We start from the raw sequence: 17,313 nt of genomic DNA, 5'->3' as shown, positions 1-17,313 counted from the left end.
CTGTTTATAAATATGTGTGTATGTTGAGTTATGAATACGATTATTTCGTAATCACGTAACCTTTGAGTTTGGCAAATGCCGCATTCAGTAAAGACTTCTGCTGTTCTTGGTGGAGATGGGCATAACCACAAGCTGGTGATGCTGATGCAGGACGGCCTGCATAGCCCAACTTCATGCCATCAGACATGTTTTCCAAGATATTGTGTTGCACAAAGAACCAAGCGCCTTGGTTTTGTGGCTCGTCCTGACACCATACAACCTCTTCTAGCTTTGGATACTTCTTCAATTCAGTAGTCACTGCTTTGTGCGGGAATGGATACAACTGCTCCAAGCGAATAATGGCAACATCGCCAATCTTCTTCTCGGCGCGTTGCTTCACCAAGTCGTAATAGACCTTGCCAGAACACATTACCAAACGGGTAACCTGCTTAGCGTCGATAGATTCATCACGCTCACCAATCACAGTTTGGAAGCCACCTTTTGTGAATTCAGACAAAGGTGATGCAGCTTCTTTATTACGCAGTAATGATTTTGGAGTCATCAAGATCAGCGGCTTGCGGAACTGACGAATCATTTGACGACGTAATACATGGAAGATTTGCGCTGCAGTAGTCGGCTGAATGACTTGCATATTGGTATCAGCACACAACTGCATGAAACGCTCAAGACGTGCTGAGGAATGCTCAGGTCCTTGACCTTCATAACCGTGCGGCAACATCATTACCAAGCCATTAGCACGACCCCACTTCACTTCGCCAGAGGCGATGAACTGGTCGATAACCACTTGAGCACCGTTTGCGAAGTCACCGAACTGGGCCTCCCAAATAGTTAAAGTGTTTGGCTCTGCTGCAGCGTAACCGTATTCAAATCCAAGTACAGCCTCTTCAGACAGAATCGAGTCAATCACCACAAATGGGGCCTGATCTTTAGTAACGTGCTGAAGTGCGATATAGGTGCCGGTATCCCATTTCTCACGGTTTTGCTCATGCAATACCGCGTGACGGTGGGTAAAGGTACCGCGTCCACTATCTTCACCAGATAAACGAACTGGATAGCCACTTGCAACTAGGGATGCGAAAGCCATGTGCTCACCCATACCCCAGTCAATATTCGCTTCACCACGTCCCATTGCAGCACGGTCGTTATAAACCTTGGCAACCAATGGATGCGCTTTAAAGCCCTCTGGAATAGTGGAGATCTTTTCAGCCAAACGCTTCCACTCTGTCAATGGAATCGCTGTATCAGCTTCATCAGTCCACTTCTTATTCAAGAATGGAGACCAATCCACGGCAAACTTGCCTTTGAAGTTACTCAATACTGGATCGGACGTTTGCTTACCCTCATCCATTGCAGCGCGATACTCTTTAACCATCAGGTCACCAGTACCAACCGGCAATACACCTTGAGTTTCTAACTTGTCAGCATAGAGCTTACGGGTGCCAGGGTGTGCTGCAATGATTTTGTACATCAATGGCTGAGTCATTGCAGGCGTATCTTGCTCGTTATGGCCAAGCTTACGGAAGCAGATAATGTCAATCGCCACGTCTTTATGGAACTTCATGCGGAACTCAACAGCCAGCTTGGTTGCCAAGACTACCGCTTCAGGATCATCACCATTCACGTGCAATACAGGAGCATCAACAATCTTCATGACGTCCGTACAGTACAAGCTAGAACGCAAGTCACGCGGATCAGAAGTTGTGAAACCAATTTGGTTATTAATCACGATGTGGACTGTGCCACCGGTAGAGTAACCACGAACCTCAGACATCGCTAAAGTTTCTTGCATTACACCCTGACCTGCAATCGCAGCGTCACCGTGGACCAATACTGGCATAACTTGATCGCCCAACATATCGCCACGACGCTCCATACGAGCACGCGCAGAACCTTCAACTACTGGGTTAACGATTTCCAAATGGGATGGATTAAATGCCAATGACAAGTGAACCGGACCGCCAGGAGTCGAAATATCGCTTGAGAAACCTTGGTGATATTTAACGTCACCGGCAGGTAATGTTTCTGGGCCCTTATGCTCAAACTCAGCAAATAAGTCTTTAGGCATTTTGCCTAAGGTGTTTACCAATACGTTGAGACGACCACGGTGGGCCATACCAATGACGATCTCTTGAACACCTTTGTTACCCGCATCACGAATCAACTCGTCCATACAGGCAATAAAGCTCTCACCACCCTCAAGGGAGAAACGCTTTTGACCTACATACTTTGCCTGGAGGTAACGCTCAAGACCTTCAGCAGCAGTCACACGATCCAAGATCTGACGCTTTTCATCCACATTAAATTGTGGGGTTGAGCGAATGGACTCCAACTTCTCTTGCCACCACTTCTTAATTTTTTGATCGGCAATAAACATGAACTCGACACCAATCGTGCCGCAATAGGTTTCGCGCAATGCCTGGAGCAAATCGCGCAGAGACATTTCGTTCTTGCCGAAGAATGTATTGCTTGTATTGAAGACGATGTCCATATCGCCATCAGTAAAGCCATAGAAAGCGGGATCTAACTCAGGAATATCCTGGCGCTCTGTCCGCTTCAATGGATCTAAGTTTGCCCAGCGATTACCGACGTTACGATACGCGGCAATTAACTGCTGAACAGCAACGCGTTTGCGGCCCATCTCTGAGTCAGCCGAATCAGAAATCGTTCTGATTGGACCTTGCTTAGCGCGCTCAGCAAATGAAGCAACAATCGGTCCGTGTGCAATGTCAGTTCGAGATGAACCATCAACTGCTGGAACCTGTTTCACGTTATCGAAATAATCTCGCCAATGATCAGCTACGGAAGCTGGATCGTGCAAGTAAGATTCGTAGAGTTCCTCTACGTAGGGGGCGTTTCCGCCGAAGAGATAGGAATTATCTCTTTGATCCTGCATCATGATGCTCACCTTTCATCGGGTTTCCCGATTAAAAACTGTGGTTAAAACCATCCGCTCTACGGCTATACCGCTTCACGAATTGATCTGTGCAAATACCGGTACTACAACAGTAATTTAACACGAATGACCATTGATTCATAAAGGGCTTTCCCTGATTTAAGGGGTTTTGGGGGTATCCCCTTATTTAAGGTAATTAATAAGAAGTTTCCTACCTTGCTTTAAAGATTCGCCGACAGATTCAAATGATTTTGATTTTTATTCTCTAAATCTTCAAACAAATAAATGAGATTAAGGGAAATATGAACTCAATGACCCCAGAAACTGAATACCTCAGCACCCGTCAAAGCGCCAAGATTTTGCAAGTTTCCTTGGGTACCGTTCAAAAAATGGTTGAATTAGGTGAGTTAATCGCCTGGAAGACTCGTGGCGGCCATCGACGCATATTGGCAAGCTCTCTAGATCAGCAGCTACAGCGAAGAAAAAGGGCTATGCGGCAAAAGACCACCCAGAACTGTGTTGCCATGGGAATCTTTAGAAGATCTGAAAATGGGCAAGAATTAATAGATGCCATTGCCGATTGGCAGCTCAAAGTGGATATGGAAATGGCAGTCGATAGCCTAGAGGGCCTGATGAAGGCTGTTTCAATAGCCCCCGATTTAATCTTTTTAGATGCCCTCATTCCGCCGGTAGAGCAAGTGCATTTGATCCATTATTTGAGTAAAAACAAGGACACACAGCGTATACCTATTCTAGTAGATGAAGGTTTTATCAAACTTCATCCAGGGGTAGTCACTCTAGTTGATGAGAATTCTGGGGGCAAGCCCCCATTAAGCGAAAGCATCAAAATGGAGCTGGAAAACGGCTTAATTGACATGAATCCCCTCATTATTGGCTATCCAGCCACCAATCCTGAGATAGAAGGCAGCTGGGCACATGGAAGTAGACATGAGCTACTTGAGCCCCTCTTTGTTGAGGCCCTCGCTAGAAAGTGCGCATAGCGCGCAATTAGATGCTAAGGAAATGATAAAGGCCGCTATTAGCGGCCTTTATCCTAAAACTCAATTAATACAGTAACTTAGATTAAATAGCTACTACGATCCCTGCCCTCGATCCATTTAGGAGCTTTGCCGCGACCGGTCCAAGTTTCGCCTGTGGACGGGTTACGGTATTTAGGGGCAACCTTGCCACCAGCACTCTTAGCGCCCGCTTTACGGCTAAATAGGTCTGAGGCGCTCAATCCATATTGCTCAATAATGAGCTTGGCTTTGGCAATACCATCTGCCTTTTCTAGGGCAATTGCTTCTTTAATCTGTTTATCCAACTGTTCGCGTTGGGCTAAAAGCTCTTTATAAGAAGGCATATTCTTTTCACTCTCCGAATAATAAGTTGTTTTATACAGTAGATATAAACCGTATTAGGGAGTGATTATATATAAATTAATTAATCTGGCAATATATATTATTGGGATTATTAACCTATATTTATCAGTGCTATATCTATTAAATTAAATAAAAGACATAATCTTTATAAATACTATAGATAATTAAGTTCAGCTTGATTTTCTCAACATGAAAGTACCGCTAGATTTGGCCGTAATCTCCCCAGCCTCATTTAAGACAATCGCTTCACAGTAATTAATGGTTTTGCCTGGTTTCAATATGGTGCCCTCAACGGCGATTTTGCCAACGCTGGGACGTAAGAAGCTAACGGTCATATCAATGGTCATGGCACCCAAAGGCACGTCGGTCGTACTTCTGGCTGCAGCACCCATCGCAAAATCGAGCAAAGTCATGATCACGCCGCCATGAGCGATACCAAAACTATTCTCATACTCAGGTCTAATTTCTAGGCTAATCCGTGATTTGCCGTCTTTTGCATACTCTGGCACTACGCCCAAGTGAGCTAAAAAAGGAATCTTGAGGCCAAAATACTCAATAGATTTATCAGTGCTTGTCATGGAATCGAGTTTGAAATGATGAGAAGAAGTTGTATGGTCGGGGCGAGAGGATTTGAACCTCCGACCACATGCACCCCATGCATGTACGCTACCAGGCTGCGCTACGCCCCGACGAAAGACAAAATTGTATCAGTAACTATTTAGAGAGAATTTGCAGAACAGCTTGCAATTCTTCACGTAGACGGAGGTCGCCGCGAGCCTCTTCAAGGCGATTGCGTGCACCACTAATCGTAAAGCCCTCTTCGTATAAAAGTGAGCGAATTTTTCTGATGAGTACTACCTCATGGTGCTGGTAATAGCGACGGTTACCACGTCGTTTTTGCGGACTTAATTGGGAAAACTCTTGCTCCCAATAGCGCAATACGTGAGAACGAACACCACAAAGATCTGCCACTTCACCAATAGTGAAATAACGCTTAGCTGGTATCGGGGGAAGTTGAGAGCTCAGCAGCGCTGAGCTGGCATCAAACTCGGTTTTCTCGAGCATGTGACTCCACTACATCTTTAAGCTTTTGACTAGCGTGAAAAGTAACTACACGTCTAGCAGCAATCGGAATCATTTGACCTGTCTTTGGATTTCGGCCAGGACGAGCCGATTTATTGCGCAACTGGAAATTACCAAAACCAGAAATCTTTACTTCTACGCCGGTCTCAAGAGATTGGCCAATGCGATCAAAGAAAGCATCAATCATGTCTTTCGCTTCACGCTTATTCAATCCAACCTGATCAAAGAGAGCCTCTGATAGCTCATTTTTAGTAACGGTATCGTTAGAAATCAATTCGGTCATTGCATGTCTCTTTGGTAACTAATTATTCGATTTATATCTAATACTAAACCTAGCGCAGACGAGCCGCACATTTTTTCTCAACGGCAGCCAATAAAGCAGCCATTACTGCGTCAATTTGGGGGTCTTGCAATGTTTCATTAGGATTTAACAGGGTGACACGGAAAGCTAAGCTTTTCTCATCGTCTGCCATACTACTTGAACCTGCCTTGGGCTTGAACTCGTCAAAGAGCTCAATATTGCGGACAAAATTCTGTTTACTCGCAGCCATGACATCCAGCAAAGATTGCGCAGAAACACTTTGTTTCACTACCAATGCTAAATCTCGTTGCACTGCAGGGAATTTACTTAATTCTTCAGGAACCGGTAATCCCAGTTCACGAATCGGCTCTAAGTCCAATTCAAATAACACTGGTGCTTGCGGAAGTTCGTAGGACTGTTGCAAGCCTGGATGCAATTCACCTATCCAACCAATTGCAATGTTGTTTTTGCCGGCTTTCAAAATCACCTGCGCTGAGCGCCCAGGATGTAATGCTGGATGCTGCGCTGCTTCTGTCACGAAATGTAGCGGATCTAAGGCGCGTTCAAGATCACCCTTCACATCGAAGAAATCAACTGTACGCGTTGCATTGGCCCATTGCTCTGGAACAAATGAGCCATAAGCCAGGCCGCCAATTTTTTGCGGCTGATGAAAACCAGCTACTTTGCCAGCTTCTTCTTGAACATTAGCATCACGCTTAAATACACGACCAGTCTCAAATAGACGTGCACGCCCTGCTCCGCGGTTCAAATTGGACTTCAGGCTGGAAAGCAAGCCACCCCACAGATTGCTACGCATCACGCCATATTGATTGGCGATTGGATTGAGCACCTTAATCAGGTCTTCCTCTTTAGCCCCTGCAAGACGCTGTTCGCTCTCAAGATCAGTGAAACCAAAGTTTACAGCCTCTTGATACCCTTGTAATGCAAAACGCTGACGTAACAAATGAATGCCGCGCTTCGCTTCCGCTTGAGCACTCATCTTTAATGAGGCGACTGGCGGTTTATCGGGAATATTTTCGAAGCCGTACATACGTGCAACTTCTTCAATTAAGTCCTCTTCGATCTCAATATCGAAACGATAGCTTGGAGGAGTAACAACAAACGCATCACCCTCTTGCTTGAATTCAAAACCGAGACGCTTAAATACATCAGCCACTACTTCGCTTGTCAGTGGAATGCCGATGACTTTTTCCGCTCTAGCCAAACGCATTTTGACCGGCTTACGCTCTGGAACATTGAGAACCTGATCATCCACTGGACCTGCTTGACCACCGCAAACCTCAATAATTAAGGCGCTGAGATACTCTAAGCAATTAACCGTATGTTGCGGATCTACACCGCGCTCAAAGCGATGGGCTGCATCTGTACTGAAATTAAAGCGGCGGGCACGACCTTGGATCGCTGAAGGCAACCAATAAGCGGCCTCAACGTAAATATTCTTGGTGTCATCGGATACTGCGCAGTGATTTCCACCCATAATGCCTGCAAGCGCTACTGGACCGGATTGGTCTGCAACCACGCCCGCATCTTGTATCTTGCCAGCAGAATCTGGGCCCTGCAAAGTCACTGTCTGGCCATTCAGAAGCTCGAGTGTCTCACCTGATTTAGCCCAGCGCACAGTGATGTCGCCATTCAATTTATCAATATCAAATAAGTGTGTAGGCTGACCCATCTCTAACATCACATAATTCGATAGATCTACCAAAGCAGAAATACTTCTTTGACCGGCATTACATAGACGCTGAACCATCCAATCAGGTGTTTTGGCTTGCGGATTCACACCACGAATGACACGGCCTGCAAAGCGACCACAAAGTTCTTTGTTCTCTACTGTGACTTTGCGCTTATCTTGAATGGTTACTGCCGGCGGTGTCCACTTTGGCGCACAGAGGGCGGCACCAGTAATTGCTGAAACTTCTCTTGCCATCCCCATCAATGAGAGGCAATCGGCTTTGTTTGGCGTTAATTTGATAACGAAGATTTGATCATCGAGATTGAGGTATTGGCGAATATCTTGACCAACTGGAGCATCCGTAGACAACTCTAAGATGCCTTCATGGTCATCACCCAAACCGAGCTCACGACCAGAACACAGCATGCCTTGGCTTTCTACGCCACGCAATTTACCCACTTTAATAAGAAAAGGCTTGCCGCCTGATTCTGCTGGAGGCAATTCAGCACCAACCAGGGCGCAAGGAATCTTAATGCCAGCACGCGCATTGGGTGCGCCACAAACGATTTGCAATTCTTGGCCTGTGCCGGCATCTACTTTGCAAACGCGCAAACGGTCTGCATCAGGATGCTGCTCTGCAGAGAGAATTTGTGCAACGACGATCTTGGTAAAAGCAGGTGCTACTGAATGCTGCTCTTCAACCTCTAAGCCGGCCATAGTCATGGCATGACCAAGCGCATTACTATCTAGCGATGGGTTTACATACTGACGAAGCCAAGATTCAGAAAATTGCATAGCGCGATCTAATATTTAGAAATAATTGGGTTATGCAGGGAACTGCGCCAAGAAACGCAGATCGTTTTCAAAGAACAGACGAAGATCATCTACGCCGTAACGCAACATGGTTAAGCGCTCTAATCCAGATCCAAAGGCAAAGCCGGTATAACGCTCTGGGTCGATACCCATATTGCGCAATACATTCGGATGAACTTGCCCTGCTCCAGAGATTTCTAACCAACGACCAGCAAGCTTACCGCTACCAAAGGCCATATCAATCTCAGCTGATGGCTCAGTGAATGGGAAATACGATGGGCGGAAACGCACTTGCAATTCATTTGTTTCAAAGAAGGTTCTTAAGAAGTCTGTATAGACGCCCTTGAGGTCTGCAAAGGAGACGCTCTCAGCAATCCACAGGCCTTCAACCTGATGGAACATCGGTGAATGGGTTGCATCACTATCAACACGATAAGTTCTGCCTGGTGCAATCACTTTGATTGGTGGCATCACATCAGCGTTAGCGTATTTCTGAACATGCTCACTCGCATAACGAACCTGAATAGGGCTAGTATGTGTGCGCAACAACAAAGGCTTCTCGTTCGAATCTTTGCCGTCGATATAAAACGTATCCTGCATTGAACGTGCAGGATGATTCTCGGGACTATTCAGGGCAGTGAAATTAAACCAATCGGTTTCAATTTCAGGGCCATCTGCTACATCAAAACCAATCGAGCGGAAGATCTCTTCAACGCGTTCCCAGGTGCGCATCACAGGATGCAAGCTACCTACTGCTTGGCCACGGCCAGGCAAGGAAACGTCAATAGACTCAGCCGCAAGACGTTGCATCAACACAGCATCAGCCAAAGCTTGGCGACGCTCTTGTAACGCAGCTTCTACTTGAGTTTTGATTTGATTAATTTGGGCGCCAGCACTCTTGCGCTCCTCAGGCGACATTCCACCAAGCGCTTTTAAACGCTCAGTGAGAACACCTGACTTACCGAGATACTTGGCTTTCGCGTCCTCTAGAGCTGCCGCATCGGCAGCCCCGAGGAAATCACGTTTAGCATCCTCGACAATGTGGTCGAGAGAAACCATTGCAGCTTAGTTTAGAAAACTAAGATTAAGCTGCAGCGTTTACTACGGATTTGATCCGAGTAACCAAAGCAGCGAAAGCCGCTTTGTCAGCAATGGCCATATCAGAAAGCACTTTACGGTCGAGTTCGATCGCAGCTTTCTTCATACCATTCATGAATACGCTATAGGTCATGTCATGCTGACGAACTGCCGCGTTGATACGAGCAATCCACAAAGCGCGGAATACACGTTTCTTATTGCGACGGTCACGGTATGCATATTGACCAGCACGCATAACCGCTTGCTTAGCAATACGGAATACGTTCTTACGACGGCCACGGTAACCTGTAGCGGCATCGGTGATTTTCTTATGACGGGCTCTTGCTGTAACCCCACGTTTGACTCTTGGCATTTAATTCTCCTAATCTAGTCTGAGGTTAAGCGTATGGAAGCATAGAGCGAATTGACTTAACGTCAGCTTTCGCAACTTCTGTGGAACCACGGAGGTGACGCTTATTCTTAGTGGTCTTCTTGGTGAGGATGTGGCGTTTGAAAGCCTGACCTCGTTTGATCGTTCCGCCTGCGCGAACCGTGAAGCGCTTTTTAGCGCTACTCTTGCTCTTCATCTTGGGCATAAAGCACCCCTTCAATTACTTGTGCAACATAGGTGGTAACCGACGGTTACTCTTCCTGTACCCAGAAGCACTTCAAACTACCGGCACCTTTCAGCGCCTCCCTACATAAGAACTAGGTAGAACCTAGTTACTTAGCCTTACGAATGGGGGCCAACACCATCACCATCTGGCGGCCTTCCATCTTTGGAAACTGTTCGACTTGGCCGTATTCAACGAGATCCAACTTCAAACGCTCCAACATTCTGACTCCGATTTCTTGGTGGGCCATCTCACGACCCCGAAACCGCAGCGTAATCTTTGTCTTATCGCCATCTTCTAAAAAGCGGATTAGATTGCGTAGCTTCACACCGTAGTCACCATCATCAGTACCAGGGCGGAATTTCACTTCCTTCACCTGAATGACTTTTTGCTTCAGCTTTGCTTCATGCATCCGCTTGGCTTCTTGGTATTTGAATTTGCCGAAGTCCATGATGCGGACTACAGGTGGAACAGCCGTCGGAGCAATTTCAACCAAATCGGTTTCTTTCTCTTCTGCTGCAGCCAAGGCTTCACTCAACTTAACTACACCGATGGGTTCACCATCGATTCCAATCAAACGCACTTCGGGAGCAGTTATTTCCCGGTTAATGCGTTGCAATTTTTCAGTAGCGATCTTCTTAATTCCTTTAAAAAAACAATAAAAACCGTTCTAACCCTAGCTAGGCTCGGGTCCGACTTTCTGGGAAATATCCTGCTGGAGTCGGGCAACGAAGGCATCAAGAGGCATTACGCCTAAATCCACTCCGCCACGGGCACGAACGGCCACCGTATTACTTTCAGATTCTTTATCCCCTACAACGAGCAAAAATGGGATCTTCTGTAATGCGTGCTCGCGTATTTTATACGTAATTTTCTCGTTCCGCAAATCAGATTCGACTCTAAACCCTTGTTTTTTCAGCAATTGCTGCACTTGTTGTGCGTATGCAGCAGAATTTCCTGAGATATTAAGGACTACAGCCTGGGTCGGAGCAAGCCAAACTGGCATGTTTCCTGCGTGATTTTCGATCAAAATGCCGATAAAACGCTCTAAAGAGCCCACAATTGCTCTATGGAGCATGACTGGGGTCTTACGGCTATTGTCTTCAGCCACATATTCAGCACCCAAACGGGCTGGCATGGAGAAATCCACCTGAATCGTGCCGCACTGCCAAGTACGTCCAATGGAGTCTTTGAGGTGATATTCGATCTTTGGACCGTAAAACGCACCCTCGCCTGGCAATTCTTCCCATTCCTGGCCGGAAGCCTTCAAAGCGCCACGCAAGGCATCTTCAGCTTTATCCCAAATAGCGTCATCGCCAACGCGTTTAGCTGGACGTAAAGCGAGCTTTACAGCAACCTCAGTAAAACCAAAATCTTGATAAACGGCGCGCACTGCTTTATCAAATGCAGCGACCTCGGATTGAATTTGATCTTCAGTACAGAAAATATGGCCATCGTCTTGTGTGAAGCCACGTACGCGCATCAAACCATGCAAAGCGCCCGATGGCTCATTGCGATGACATTGACCAAATTCACCGAAGCGCAATGGCAACTCACGATAGCTATGCAAACCAGAGTTATAAATTTGTACGTGACCAGGACAGTTCATCGGCTTTAATGCATAAGCACGATTCTCCGACTCTGTCGTAAACATATTCTCTTTGTAGTTGTCCCAGTGGCCGGATTTTTCCCAAAGACCACGATCCAAAATTTGTGGCGCTTTAACTTCTTGGTAGCCTTCTTGCTGATACACGCGACGCATGTATTGCTCAACTTCTTGCCAAATTGACCAACCTTTTGGGTGCCAGAAAATTAAGCCTGGAGCCTCTTCTTGGAAATGAAATAAATCGAGCTGCTTACCGAGGCGGCGATGATCACGCTTCTCAGACTCTTCAAGCATATGCAAGTAAGCATCTTGATCTTCTTTGCGTAACCAGGCTGTGCCGTAGATACGCTGCAACATCTCATTCTTACTATCGCCACGCCAGTAGGCGCCCGCAAGCTTCATCAGCTTAAAGACCTTGAGCTTGCCAGTAGATGGTACGTGCGGGCCGCGGCACAAGTCGGTGAACATGCCTTCGGCATATAGAGATACATCTTCACCCTGCGGAATGCTGGCAATCAATTCTGCTTTGTAGTTTTCGCCCTGCTTCTTAAAAAACTCAACAGCTTCATCACGTGGCATTACGGTACGAGTGACTGGCTCGTCTTTTTTAGCCAGCTCAGTCATCTTCTTTTCTAAAGCAACTAAGTCATCCGGAGTAAATGGGCGGTGATATGAGAAGTCATAATAAAAACCATTCTCGATCACTGGGCCAATCGTAACTTGCGCTTCAGGAAATAATTCTTTTACAGCGTATGCCAATAGGTGAGCAGTCGAATGACGAACAATTTCTAACGCTTCAGGACTCTTATCAGTAATGATGGCTAGTTGACTATCTTTATCAATAACAAAACTGGTATCCACCATCTTGCCGTCAACAATGCCACCTAATGCGGCTTTTGCAAGACCGCTACCGATGCTTTGTGCAACATCCGCTACGCGAACTGGTGCCTCAAACTCACGTTTTGATCCATCGGGCAGAGTAACTACAAGCATGATGACCCCATCTTATTTACTGAACTACATTCCTGACATCTTTCCCAAAAAGAAAGCGCGGTAGCTTTAGGGCATCCGCGCCTCTTTGGGTCTTATTCGTTGGTAGGCTCGATTGGACTCGAACCAACGACCCCCACCATGTCAAGGTGGTGCTCTAACCAGCTGAGCTACGAGCCTATACAGCCATAGAGTTTATCACCGGCGGCGCACTTGGGTGACCCCTTTGACCTCTTCTAAGCTGTTTTGAACCACTCGTAAGACTTCAGAATCCTTCACCTCAACCGTTAAAAGGATCTGAGCTAAGCCTTTTTTAGCTGATTTACGTAAATCAATCACATGCACACCCTGCCGCGTGAGAATCTCAAAGAGCTCCCGCATGAGCTCAGGTCGATCTAGGCCAGTTACAACCAAATCTGCTGGGAATACCCGTTTTTGCTCCTGGTTGACGATAGGATCTGCGGCCGAAGCGGTCCACGCAGTTTGAATCACCCGTTCTGGCGCGCGCTCAAGCAGACCCCTAAAGGTTTTACAAGAGCGTCGGTGAATTGACACTCCTCTGCCCTGCGTCACAAATCCAGCAATAGCATCTGGTGGAACAGGTCTGCAGCAACGCGCTAGCTGAGTGAGTAGCGAATCCACTCCAACCACCAAGACATCGCCGCTTTGCGCGTGCTTACGCGTACTGCTGCGCAGAATAATCTCGGGCGTAGCAGGAGTAACTTTAGTTTCTGAGTTGGCATCTTGCTTGTTATCAATCGTCTTAATTGACTGACCAGCTTCCTCATCGTCCAATGCATTAAACCAAGCGCGCACTCTTTGGCGCGCTCTTTGCGAACGAAGGTAATTTTTATCAGGGCTAATCCAGTCGCGCGATGGGCCACCATGCTTCACGGCAATAATCTCGACTGTTTGACCATTTTGTAGAGGGGTCTCTAATGGCACCATAGCGCCGTCCACTCTTGCACCCCTACAGCGATGACCTAGACTGGTATGTACAGCATAAGCAAAATCAATGGGCGTTGAGCCCTTCTCCAATGAGATCACCTTACCTAATGGCGTGAGTACATAAATATGATCGTCAATCTCATGATGTTTGAGTTGCTCCCAAGCATCTTCTTTCCAGGAGATAAGCTGACGAGCCCACGCAATTTGCCTCTCATAGGCCACTTCTGCGCTATGCGTTCCTTGTTGATGGTTAATGCTGGGCTTATTGGTTTTTGCTAGATTGGGTGGCGTCGCCATACCAACGTAGGCACCCTCTTTGTAGCGCCAATGTGCTGCCAATCCATACTCAGCCTGCTGATGCATTTCTTGTGTACGCACCTGAATTTCAAATGCAGTACCGTCATCATTCATCACTACTGTGTGCAATGATTGATAACCGTTGGGCTTAGGCCTTGCAATGTAATCATCAAATTCTCGTGGTACTGGTTGCCAAACGTTATGCACGATACCCAGCACGGCATAGCAAGACTTCACATCATCAACTAAAACTCGAAATGCTCTGACGTCATACAGATTGGCAAAGTCTAAGGATTTGCCTTGCATCTTTTTCCAGATACTGTAGATATGCTTAGGTCGACCAAGTACTTCACCATCAATTTGCGCAGCCTTGAGTTCTTCCTGTAGCTGCAACACAATTTGATCGATGAATGACTGACGCTCAATACGTTTCGAATCGAGCATCTTGGCGATCTCTCGATAGGTTTCTGGAGATAGCGCCCGAAACGCTAAGTCCTCCATCTCCCATTTCATCTGCCAAATACCCAAGCGATTCGCTAATGAGGCATCAATATTCAGGATTTCCTGCGCCCAAGCAGCTGGCATCTCCATTTTCTCTTGAGTGATCCAGCGCAGAGTCTGCAATCGAGATGAGAGATAGATCAGCACCACCCTTAAGTCATCACCAAATGCTAGAAGCATTTTGCGCAGCATTTCTTCTTGGCCGGTAACACTGAGTCCACCATCATCACGCATCAATTTTGCTTGGGCCTGACGCAAACCGCGATAACCAATCAATAACTTGGCAGGCTCTTCACCAATCAATTTAATGAGCGCTTCTTTACCGTGGGTACGCGCAATATTATTTGCCGCAACTAGGGTTGCTTCGTCTAAGTTGAGAGTTTGCAGGATCTTCGAAACCCCAAGCGCATGTGATTCAGCTGGCTCGCCATACCAGGCATCCTGAAAGACGGCTACTTTTTCGGATGTAGTGGGATTATTTGCCATAGGCAAAATGATTTGTAGGAATTAGCTGAAGAATTCTTTTGCCAACGCAATTTGCTCTGGCTTCACAAATGCAGGAGCATGGCCTACGTTTGGAATCTCAATACTGCGAGCATAGGGATTTACTTTGCACATTTGAGCAACGGTTGCAGCAGACAGCAAGTCAGAATTTCCACCCCGCACAATCAGCATCGGAATATGAATTTGCTTAAACGCATGCCACATCGCCATTTCGCCTGCCTTTGCCATGATTGGATTAACAGAAGCAAAAGGCACCGAAATATCTGGGTCGTAATGCATGATCCATTTACCTTCCTTCTGAATCAACATAGGGCCGTTATAGATTTCCCACTCTTGCGGAGTGTGTTCACCAAAACTGGCGCAGATTTCATTCAAGCGAGTAAGCGCATCTTCACGACTGGCAAAAGCAAATGGCTGCCCTACGTAAGAGCCCAAACGCTTGATAGCCTCAGACTCAATCTTCGGGCCCACATCATTGATCAACATGCGACGTATTGGCGAGTTTGGCATTGATGCATAAACCATTCCAATGAGACCGCCCATCGATGTACCAAACCAGTCCACTTGAGTTACACCAAGTTTTTTCACTAAGGAGGCAATATCTGAAACGTACTGTGGTACGGCATACAGCATCGGATTGCTAAGGCGGTCTGAATCACCCCTACCAACAATATCTGGACAAACAACGTAATAATCCTTGCACATAGCTAGTGCGAGGGTCTTAAAGTCACTGCCCCGCCTGGTGAGACCATGAACACACATCAATACTGGATTACCTGGATTGCCCCATGCGTGATAGGCCATGCGATGTTTTTCATCGCCACTAGAGCAGTCGACGTAAAAAGTTTCGCCATCATGAAATACATTTGCAGCTTGCGCTTCATTGTGAATTTCATGATTTGCGTGATCATGCTCATGCTCATGATCATGGTCTTCACCAATCACCTCAGGCTGTAAGGTCACATGATCAATACCATGCTTATCTAACAACATTTCATTAATTCTGGCCATGATCTGTGGCCACTCTTGAATATCGGCAATTTCAATATGGCCAATCAATGCTGGAAAGCTTGGAGTCATCTCCCAAACATGTAAATCGTGCACCGCAAGTACGCCCGGGACTCTTCTTAAATCAGTGCCAACTTGTAAATAGTCAATGTGGAGAGGCACACCCTCCATGAGAAAGTGATACGACTCATGCAGAATGGAGATGGTTGATTTCAGAATCAGTAGCGATACCAAGATAGACAAAATGGCATCAATTGGCATCCAGCCCGTTAACTGAATGACAACGCCTGCAACCAACGCAGCGATTGATCCCAGCAAATCGCCCATGACATGAACTAAGGCTGCACGAGTATTCACGCTCTTCTTATCACGCGACAACACCCATGCAACCACGATATTCATCAATAAGCCGATAGCAGCGACAACAGTGACGGTAAGGCCATCCACCTTATGTGGCTCATAGAATCGACTAATTGCCTCAACCATAATCCATACAACTAAAGCCAGCATCACAATGCTATTGACAAATGCTGCCAGGGCTTCTGCTCTGCCAAAACCAAATGAATGTTTTGGGGATGGTGGTCTACGAGAAATAATTTGCGCCAATAGCGCAAGTCCAAGCGCTGCAGCATCGGTAACCATATGCCCGGCATCGGATATCAATGCCAATGAGTTAGCAAAGTATGCTGCCGCGCCTTCAATACCTGAAAAGCCTAAAGTGAGTACTAAGGCAATTAAGAGTAAATTTTGATTAGAAACTTGCTTGCTATGGGTGTGTTTTGCATCACCCTTTTTATGGGCATGAAGCGAAGGATCAATGCCCGAATTCATCTTGGGTACTGAGGATTTTGAATGAGGAAAATGGAATCCCGACATAGTGATTCCATTATTTCATTCATCTGGATTAATTGCTCAGAAACCCGTTGTATCAACAGGGGCACCTGTCTTTGCAATAACTTCTTCTTTTGTCACACCAGGAGCTAATTCAACTAAGTTCAAGCCCGATCGGGTAATGTCCAAGACACAAAGATCGGTAATGATCTGGCTAATGACGCCCACACCGGTCAAAGGTAATGTGCACTTAGGCAAAATCTTCAGCTCTTCTGTGCCATCCTTTTTCTTGGCAACGTGCTCCATCAACACAACAACATGTTTTACGCCGGCCACCAAGTCCATAGCGCCGCCCATGCCTTTGACCATTTTTCCTGGAATCATCCAGTTAGCCAAATCACCATATTCGCTTACTTGCATTGCACCCAAAATCGCAATGTTGATTTTGCCGCCACGAATCATGCCAAAGGAATCTGCGGAAGAAAAAATAGATGAACCGGGTAAAGTAGTCACGGTTTGTTTACCGGCATTAATCAGGTCGGCATCAATCGTTTCTTCAGTTGGGAACGGGCCAATACCTAATAGACCATTTTCAGACTGAAGCCACACTTCCATATCTTTTGGTACATGGTTAGCCACCAAAGTAGGCATACCAATACCCAAGTTCACGTAGTAACCATCTTTTAATTCTTTAGCAGCACGGGCTGCCATCTCATCTCTAGTCCAAGCCATGTCGATCTTCCTAAATATTCTGTTCTGTTGCCGTTCGGGA

Annotated in this window: 15 protein-coding genes and 2 tRNA genes; 1 reads left to right on the top strand and 16 read right to left on the bottom strand. The window is 46.4% G+C overall.

The window, feature by feature from the left end; genetic code table 11:
* Positions 1–40 precede the first annotated feature (40 nt).
* Positions 41–2,896, bottom strand: a complete 2,856-nt coding sequence (locus PKF022_RS04430; protein ID WP_281777373.1) for a 2-oxoglutarate dehydrogenase E1 component — start codon at positions 2,894–2,896, stop codon at positions 41–43.
* A 299-nt stretch (positions 2,897–3,195) separates the two neighbouring features.
* Here PKF022_RS04430 and PKF022_RS04425 point away from each other — a divergent pair, with 299 nt between their 5' ends.
* Positions 3,196–3,894, top strand: coding sequence for a helix-turn-helix domain-containing protein (locus PKF022_RS04425; protein ID WP_281777372.1), 699 nt, complete (start codon positions 3,196–3,198; stop codon positions 3,892–3,894).
* A 77-nt stretch (positions 3,895–3,971) separates the two neighbouring features.
* Here the strand turns inward: PKF022_RS04425 and PKF022_RS04420 are convergent, their stop codons facing one another.
* The 15 genes from PKF022_RS04420 to PKF022_RS04345 all read right to left on the bottom strand — a co-directional run bounded on the left by PKF022_RS04420 (position 3,972) and on the right by PKF022_RS04345 (position 17,273).
* The gene (locus PKF022_RS04420; protein ID WP_216231718.1) at positions 3,972–4,256 is read right to left on the bottom strand and encodes an H-NS histone family protein; all 285 of its coding nucleotides are present in this window, start codon (positions 4,254–4,256) and stop codon (positions 3,972–3,974) included.
* Positions 4,257–4,445: 189 nt separating this feature from the next.
* Entirely contained in the window at positions 4,446–4,853 is a 408-nt protein-coding gene (locus tag PKF022_RS04415) for a PaaI family thioesterase (RefSeq protein ID WP_281777371.1), read from the bottom strand.
* A 34-nt stretch (positions 4,854–4,887) separates the two neighbouring features.
* Positions 4,888–4,964, bottom strand: a tRNA-Pro gene (locus tag PKF022_RS04410).
* 25 nt (positions 4,965–4,989) lie between these two features.
* The gene (locus tag PKF022_RS04405) at positions 4,990–5,340 is read right to left on the bottom strand and encodes a MerR family transcriptional regulator (RefSeq protein WP_216190180.1); all 351 of its coding nucleotides are present in this window, start codon (positions 5,338–5,340) and stop codon (positions 4,990–4,992) included.
* A complete protein-coding gene (locus PKF022_RS04400; RefSeq protein WP_068321512.1) occupies positions 5,318–5,641 on the bottom strand; it encodes an integration host factor subunit alpha in 324 nt (107 codons plus the stop codon). Before PKF022_RS04400 ends, PKF022_RS04405 begins: the two co-directional genes overlap by 23 nt.
* 49 nt (positions 5,642–5,690) lie before the next feature.
* A complete protein-coding gene (gene pheT / locus PKF022_RS04395) occupies positions 5,691–8,147 on the bottom strand; it encodes a phenylalanine--tRNA ligase subunit beta (protein WP_281777370.1) in 2,457 nt (818 codons plus the stop codon).
* Between the two features lie 30 nt (positions 8,148–8,177).
* A complete protein-coding gene (gene pheS, locus PKF022_RS04390) occupies positions 8,178–9,224 on the bottom strand; it encodes a phenylalanine--tRNA ligase subunit alpha (RefSeq protein WP_281777369.1) in 1,047 nt (348 codons plus the stop codon).
* 25 nt (positions 9,225–9,249) lie between these two features.
* Positions 9,250–9,615, bottom strand: coding sequence for a 50S ribosomal protein L20 (rplT, locus tag PKF022_RS04385; protein WP_011902675.1), 366 nt, complete (start codon positions 9,613–9,615; stop codon positions 9,250–9,252).
* Between the two features lie 25 nt (positions 9,616–9,640).
* Positions 9,641–9,838 carry a 50S ribosomal protein L35 gene (gene rpmI, locus PKF022_RS04380; RefSeq protein ID WP_011902674.1) on the bottom strand — a complete coding sequence of 66 codons (198 nt, stop codon included), beginning with the start codon at positions 9,836–9,838 and terminating at the stop codon, positions 9,641–9,643.
* Between the two features lie 127 nt (positions 9,839–9,965).
* Positions 9,966–10,490 carry a translation initiation factor IF-3 gene (infC, locus tag PKF022_RS04375; RefSeq protein ID WP_205627502.1) on the bottom strand — a complete coding sequence of 175 codons (525 nt, stop codon included), beginning with the start codon at positions 10,488–10,490 and terminating at the stop codon, positions 9,966–9,968.
* Positions 10,491–10,532: 42 nt separating this feature from the next.
* Complete coding sequence (gene thrS / locus PKF022_RS04370) at positions 10,533–12,455, bottom strand: threonine--tRNA ligase (RefSeq protein ID WP_281777368.1); 1,923 nt, start codon at positions 12,453–12,455, stop codon at positions 10,533–10,535.
* Positions 12,456–12,555: 100 nt separating this feature from the next.
* Positions 12,556–12,632, bottom strand: a tRNA-Val gene (locus PKF022_RS04365).
* Between the two features lie 18 nt (positions 12,633–12,650).
* Positions 12,651–14,684: an HD domain-containing protein gene (locus PKF022_RS04360; RefSeq protein WP_281777367.1), complete on the bottom strand. Its 2,034-nt coding sequence runs from the start codon at positions 14,682–14,684 to the stop codon at positions 12,651–12,653.
* Between the two features lie 21 nt (positions 14,685–14,705).
* Positions 14,706–16,541 carry an alpha/beta fold hydrolase gene (locus PKF022_RS09645; RefSeq protein WP_348773178.1) on the bottom strand — a complete coding sequence of 612 codons (1,836 nt, stop codon included), beginning with the start codon at positions 16,539–16,541 and terminating at the stop codon, positions 14,706–14,708.
* 81 nt (positions 16,542–16,622) lie between these two features.
* Entirely contained in the window at positions 16,623–17,273 is a 651-nt protein-coding gene (locus PKF022_RS04345; RefSeq protein WP_281777366.1) for a CoA transferase subunit B, read from the bottom strand.
* Positions 17,274–17,313: the final 40 nt, after the last annotated feature.

This window comes from Polynucleobacter sp. KF022 (assembly GCF_027924105.1).
Classification (GTDB): domain Bacteria; phylum Pseudomonadota; class Gammaproteobacteria; order Burkholderiales; family Burkholderiaceae; genus Polynucleobacter.
Note: the sequence above shows the minus strand (reverse complement) of the source record. Positions and strands in the feature narration are given on the sequence as shown.

Bases quoted from the DNA above. Each gene is read 5' to 3' on its own strand.
- PKF022_RS04400 (WP_068321512.1), bottom strand. From the start codon at position 5,641: ATGACCGAATTGATTTCTAACGATACCGTTACTAAAAATGAGCTATCA.
- PKF022_RS04415 (WP_281777371.1), bottom strand. From the start codon at position 4,853: ATGACAAGCACTGATAAATCTATTGAGTATTTTGGCCTCAAGATTCCT.
- pheS (WP_281777369.1), bottom strand. From the start codon at position 9,224: ATGGTTTCTCTCGACCACATTGTCGAGGATGCTAAACGTGATTTCCTC.
- PKF022_RS04430 (WP_281777373.1), bottom strand. From the start codon at position 2,896: ATGATGCAGGATCAAAGAGATAATTCCTATCTCTTCGGCGGAAACGCC.
- PKF022_RS09645 (WP_348773178.1), bottom strand. From the start codon at position 16,541: ATGAATTCGGGCATTGATCCTTCGCTTCATGCCCATAAAAAGGGTGAT.
- PKF022_RS04360 (WP_281777367.1), bottom strand. From the start codon at position 14,684: ATGGCAAATAATCCCACTACATCCGAAAAAGTAGCCGTCTTTCAGGAT.
- PKF022_RS04345 (WP_281777366.1), bottom strand. From the start codon at position 17,273: ATGGCTTGGACTAGAGATGAGATGGCAGCCCGTGCTGCTAAAGAATTA.
- PKF022_RS04425 (WP_281777372.1), top strand. From the start codon at position 3,196: ATGAACTCAATGACCCCAGAAACTGAATACCTCAGCACCCGTCAAAGC.
- rpmI (WP_011902674.1), bottom strand. From the start codon at position 9,838: ATGCCCAAGATGAAGAGCAAGAGTAGCGCTAAAAAGCGCTTCACGGTT.
- rplT (WP_011902675.1), bottom strand. From the start codon at position 9,615: ATGCCAAGAGTCAAACGTGGGGTTACAGCAAGAGCCCGTCATAAGAAA.
- PKF022_RS04420 (WP_216231718.1), bottom strand. From the start codon at position 4,256: ATGCCTTCTTATAAAGAGCTTTTAGCCCAACGCGAACAGTTGGATAAA.
- thrS (WP_281777368.1), bottom strand. From the start codon at position 12,455: ATGCTTGTAGTTACTCTGCCCGATGGATCAAAACGTGAGTTTGAGGCA.
- pheT (WP_281777370.1), bottom strand. From the start codon at position 8,147: ATGCAATTTTCTGAATCTTGGCTTCGTCAGTATGTAAACCCATCGCTA.
- PKF022_RS04405 (WP_216190180.1), bottom strand. From the start codon at position 5,340: ATGCTCGAGAAAACCGAGTTTGATGCCAGCTCAGCGCTGCTGAGCTCT.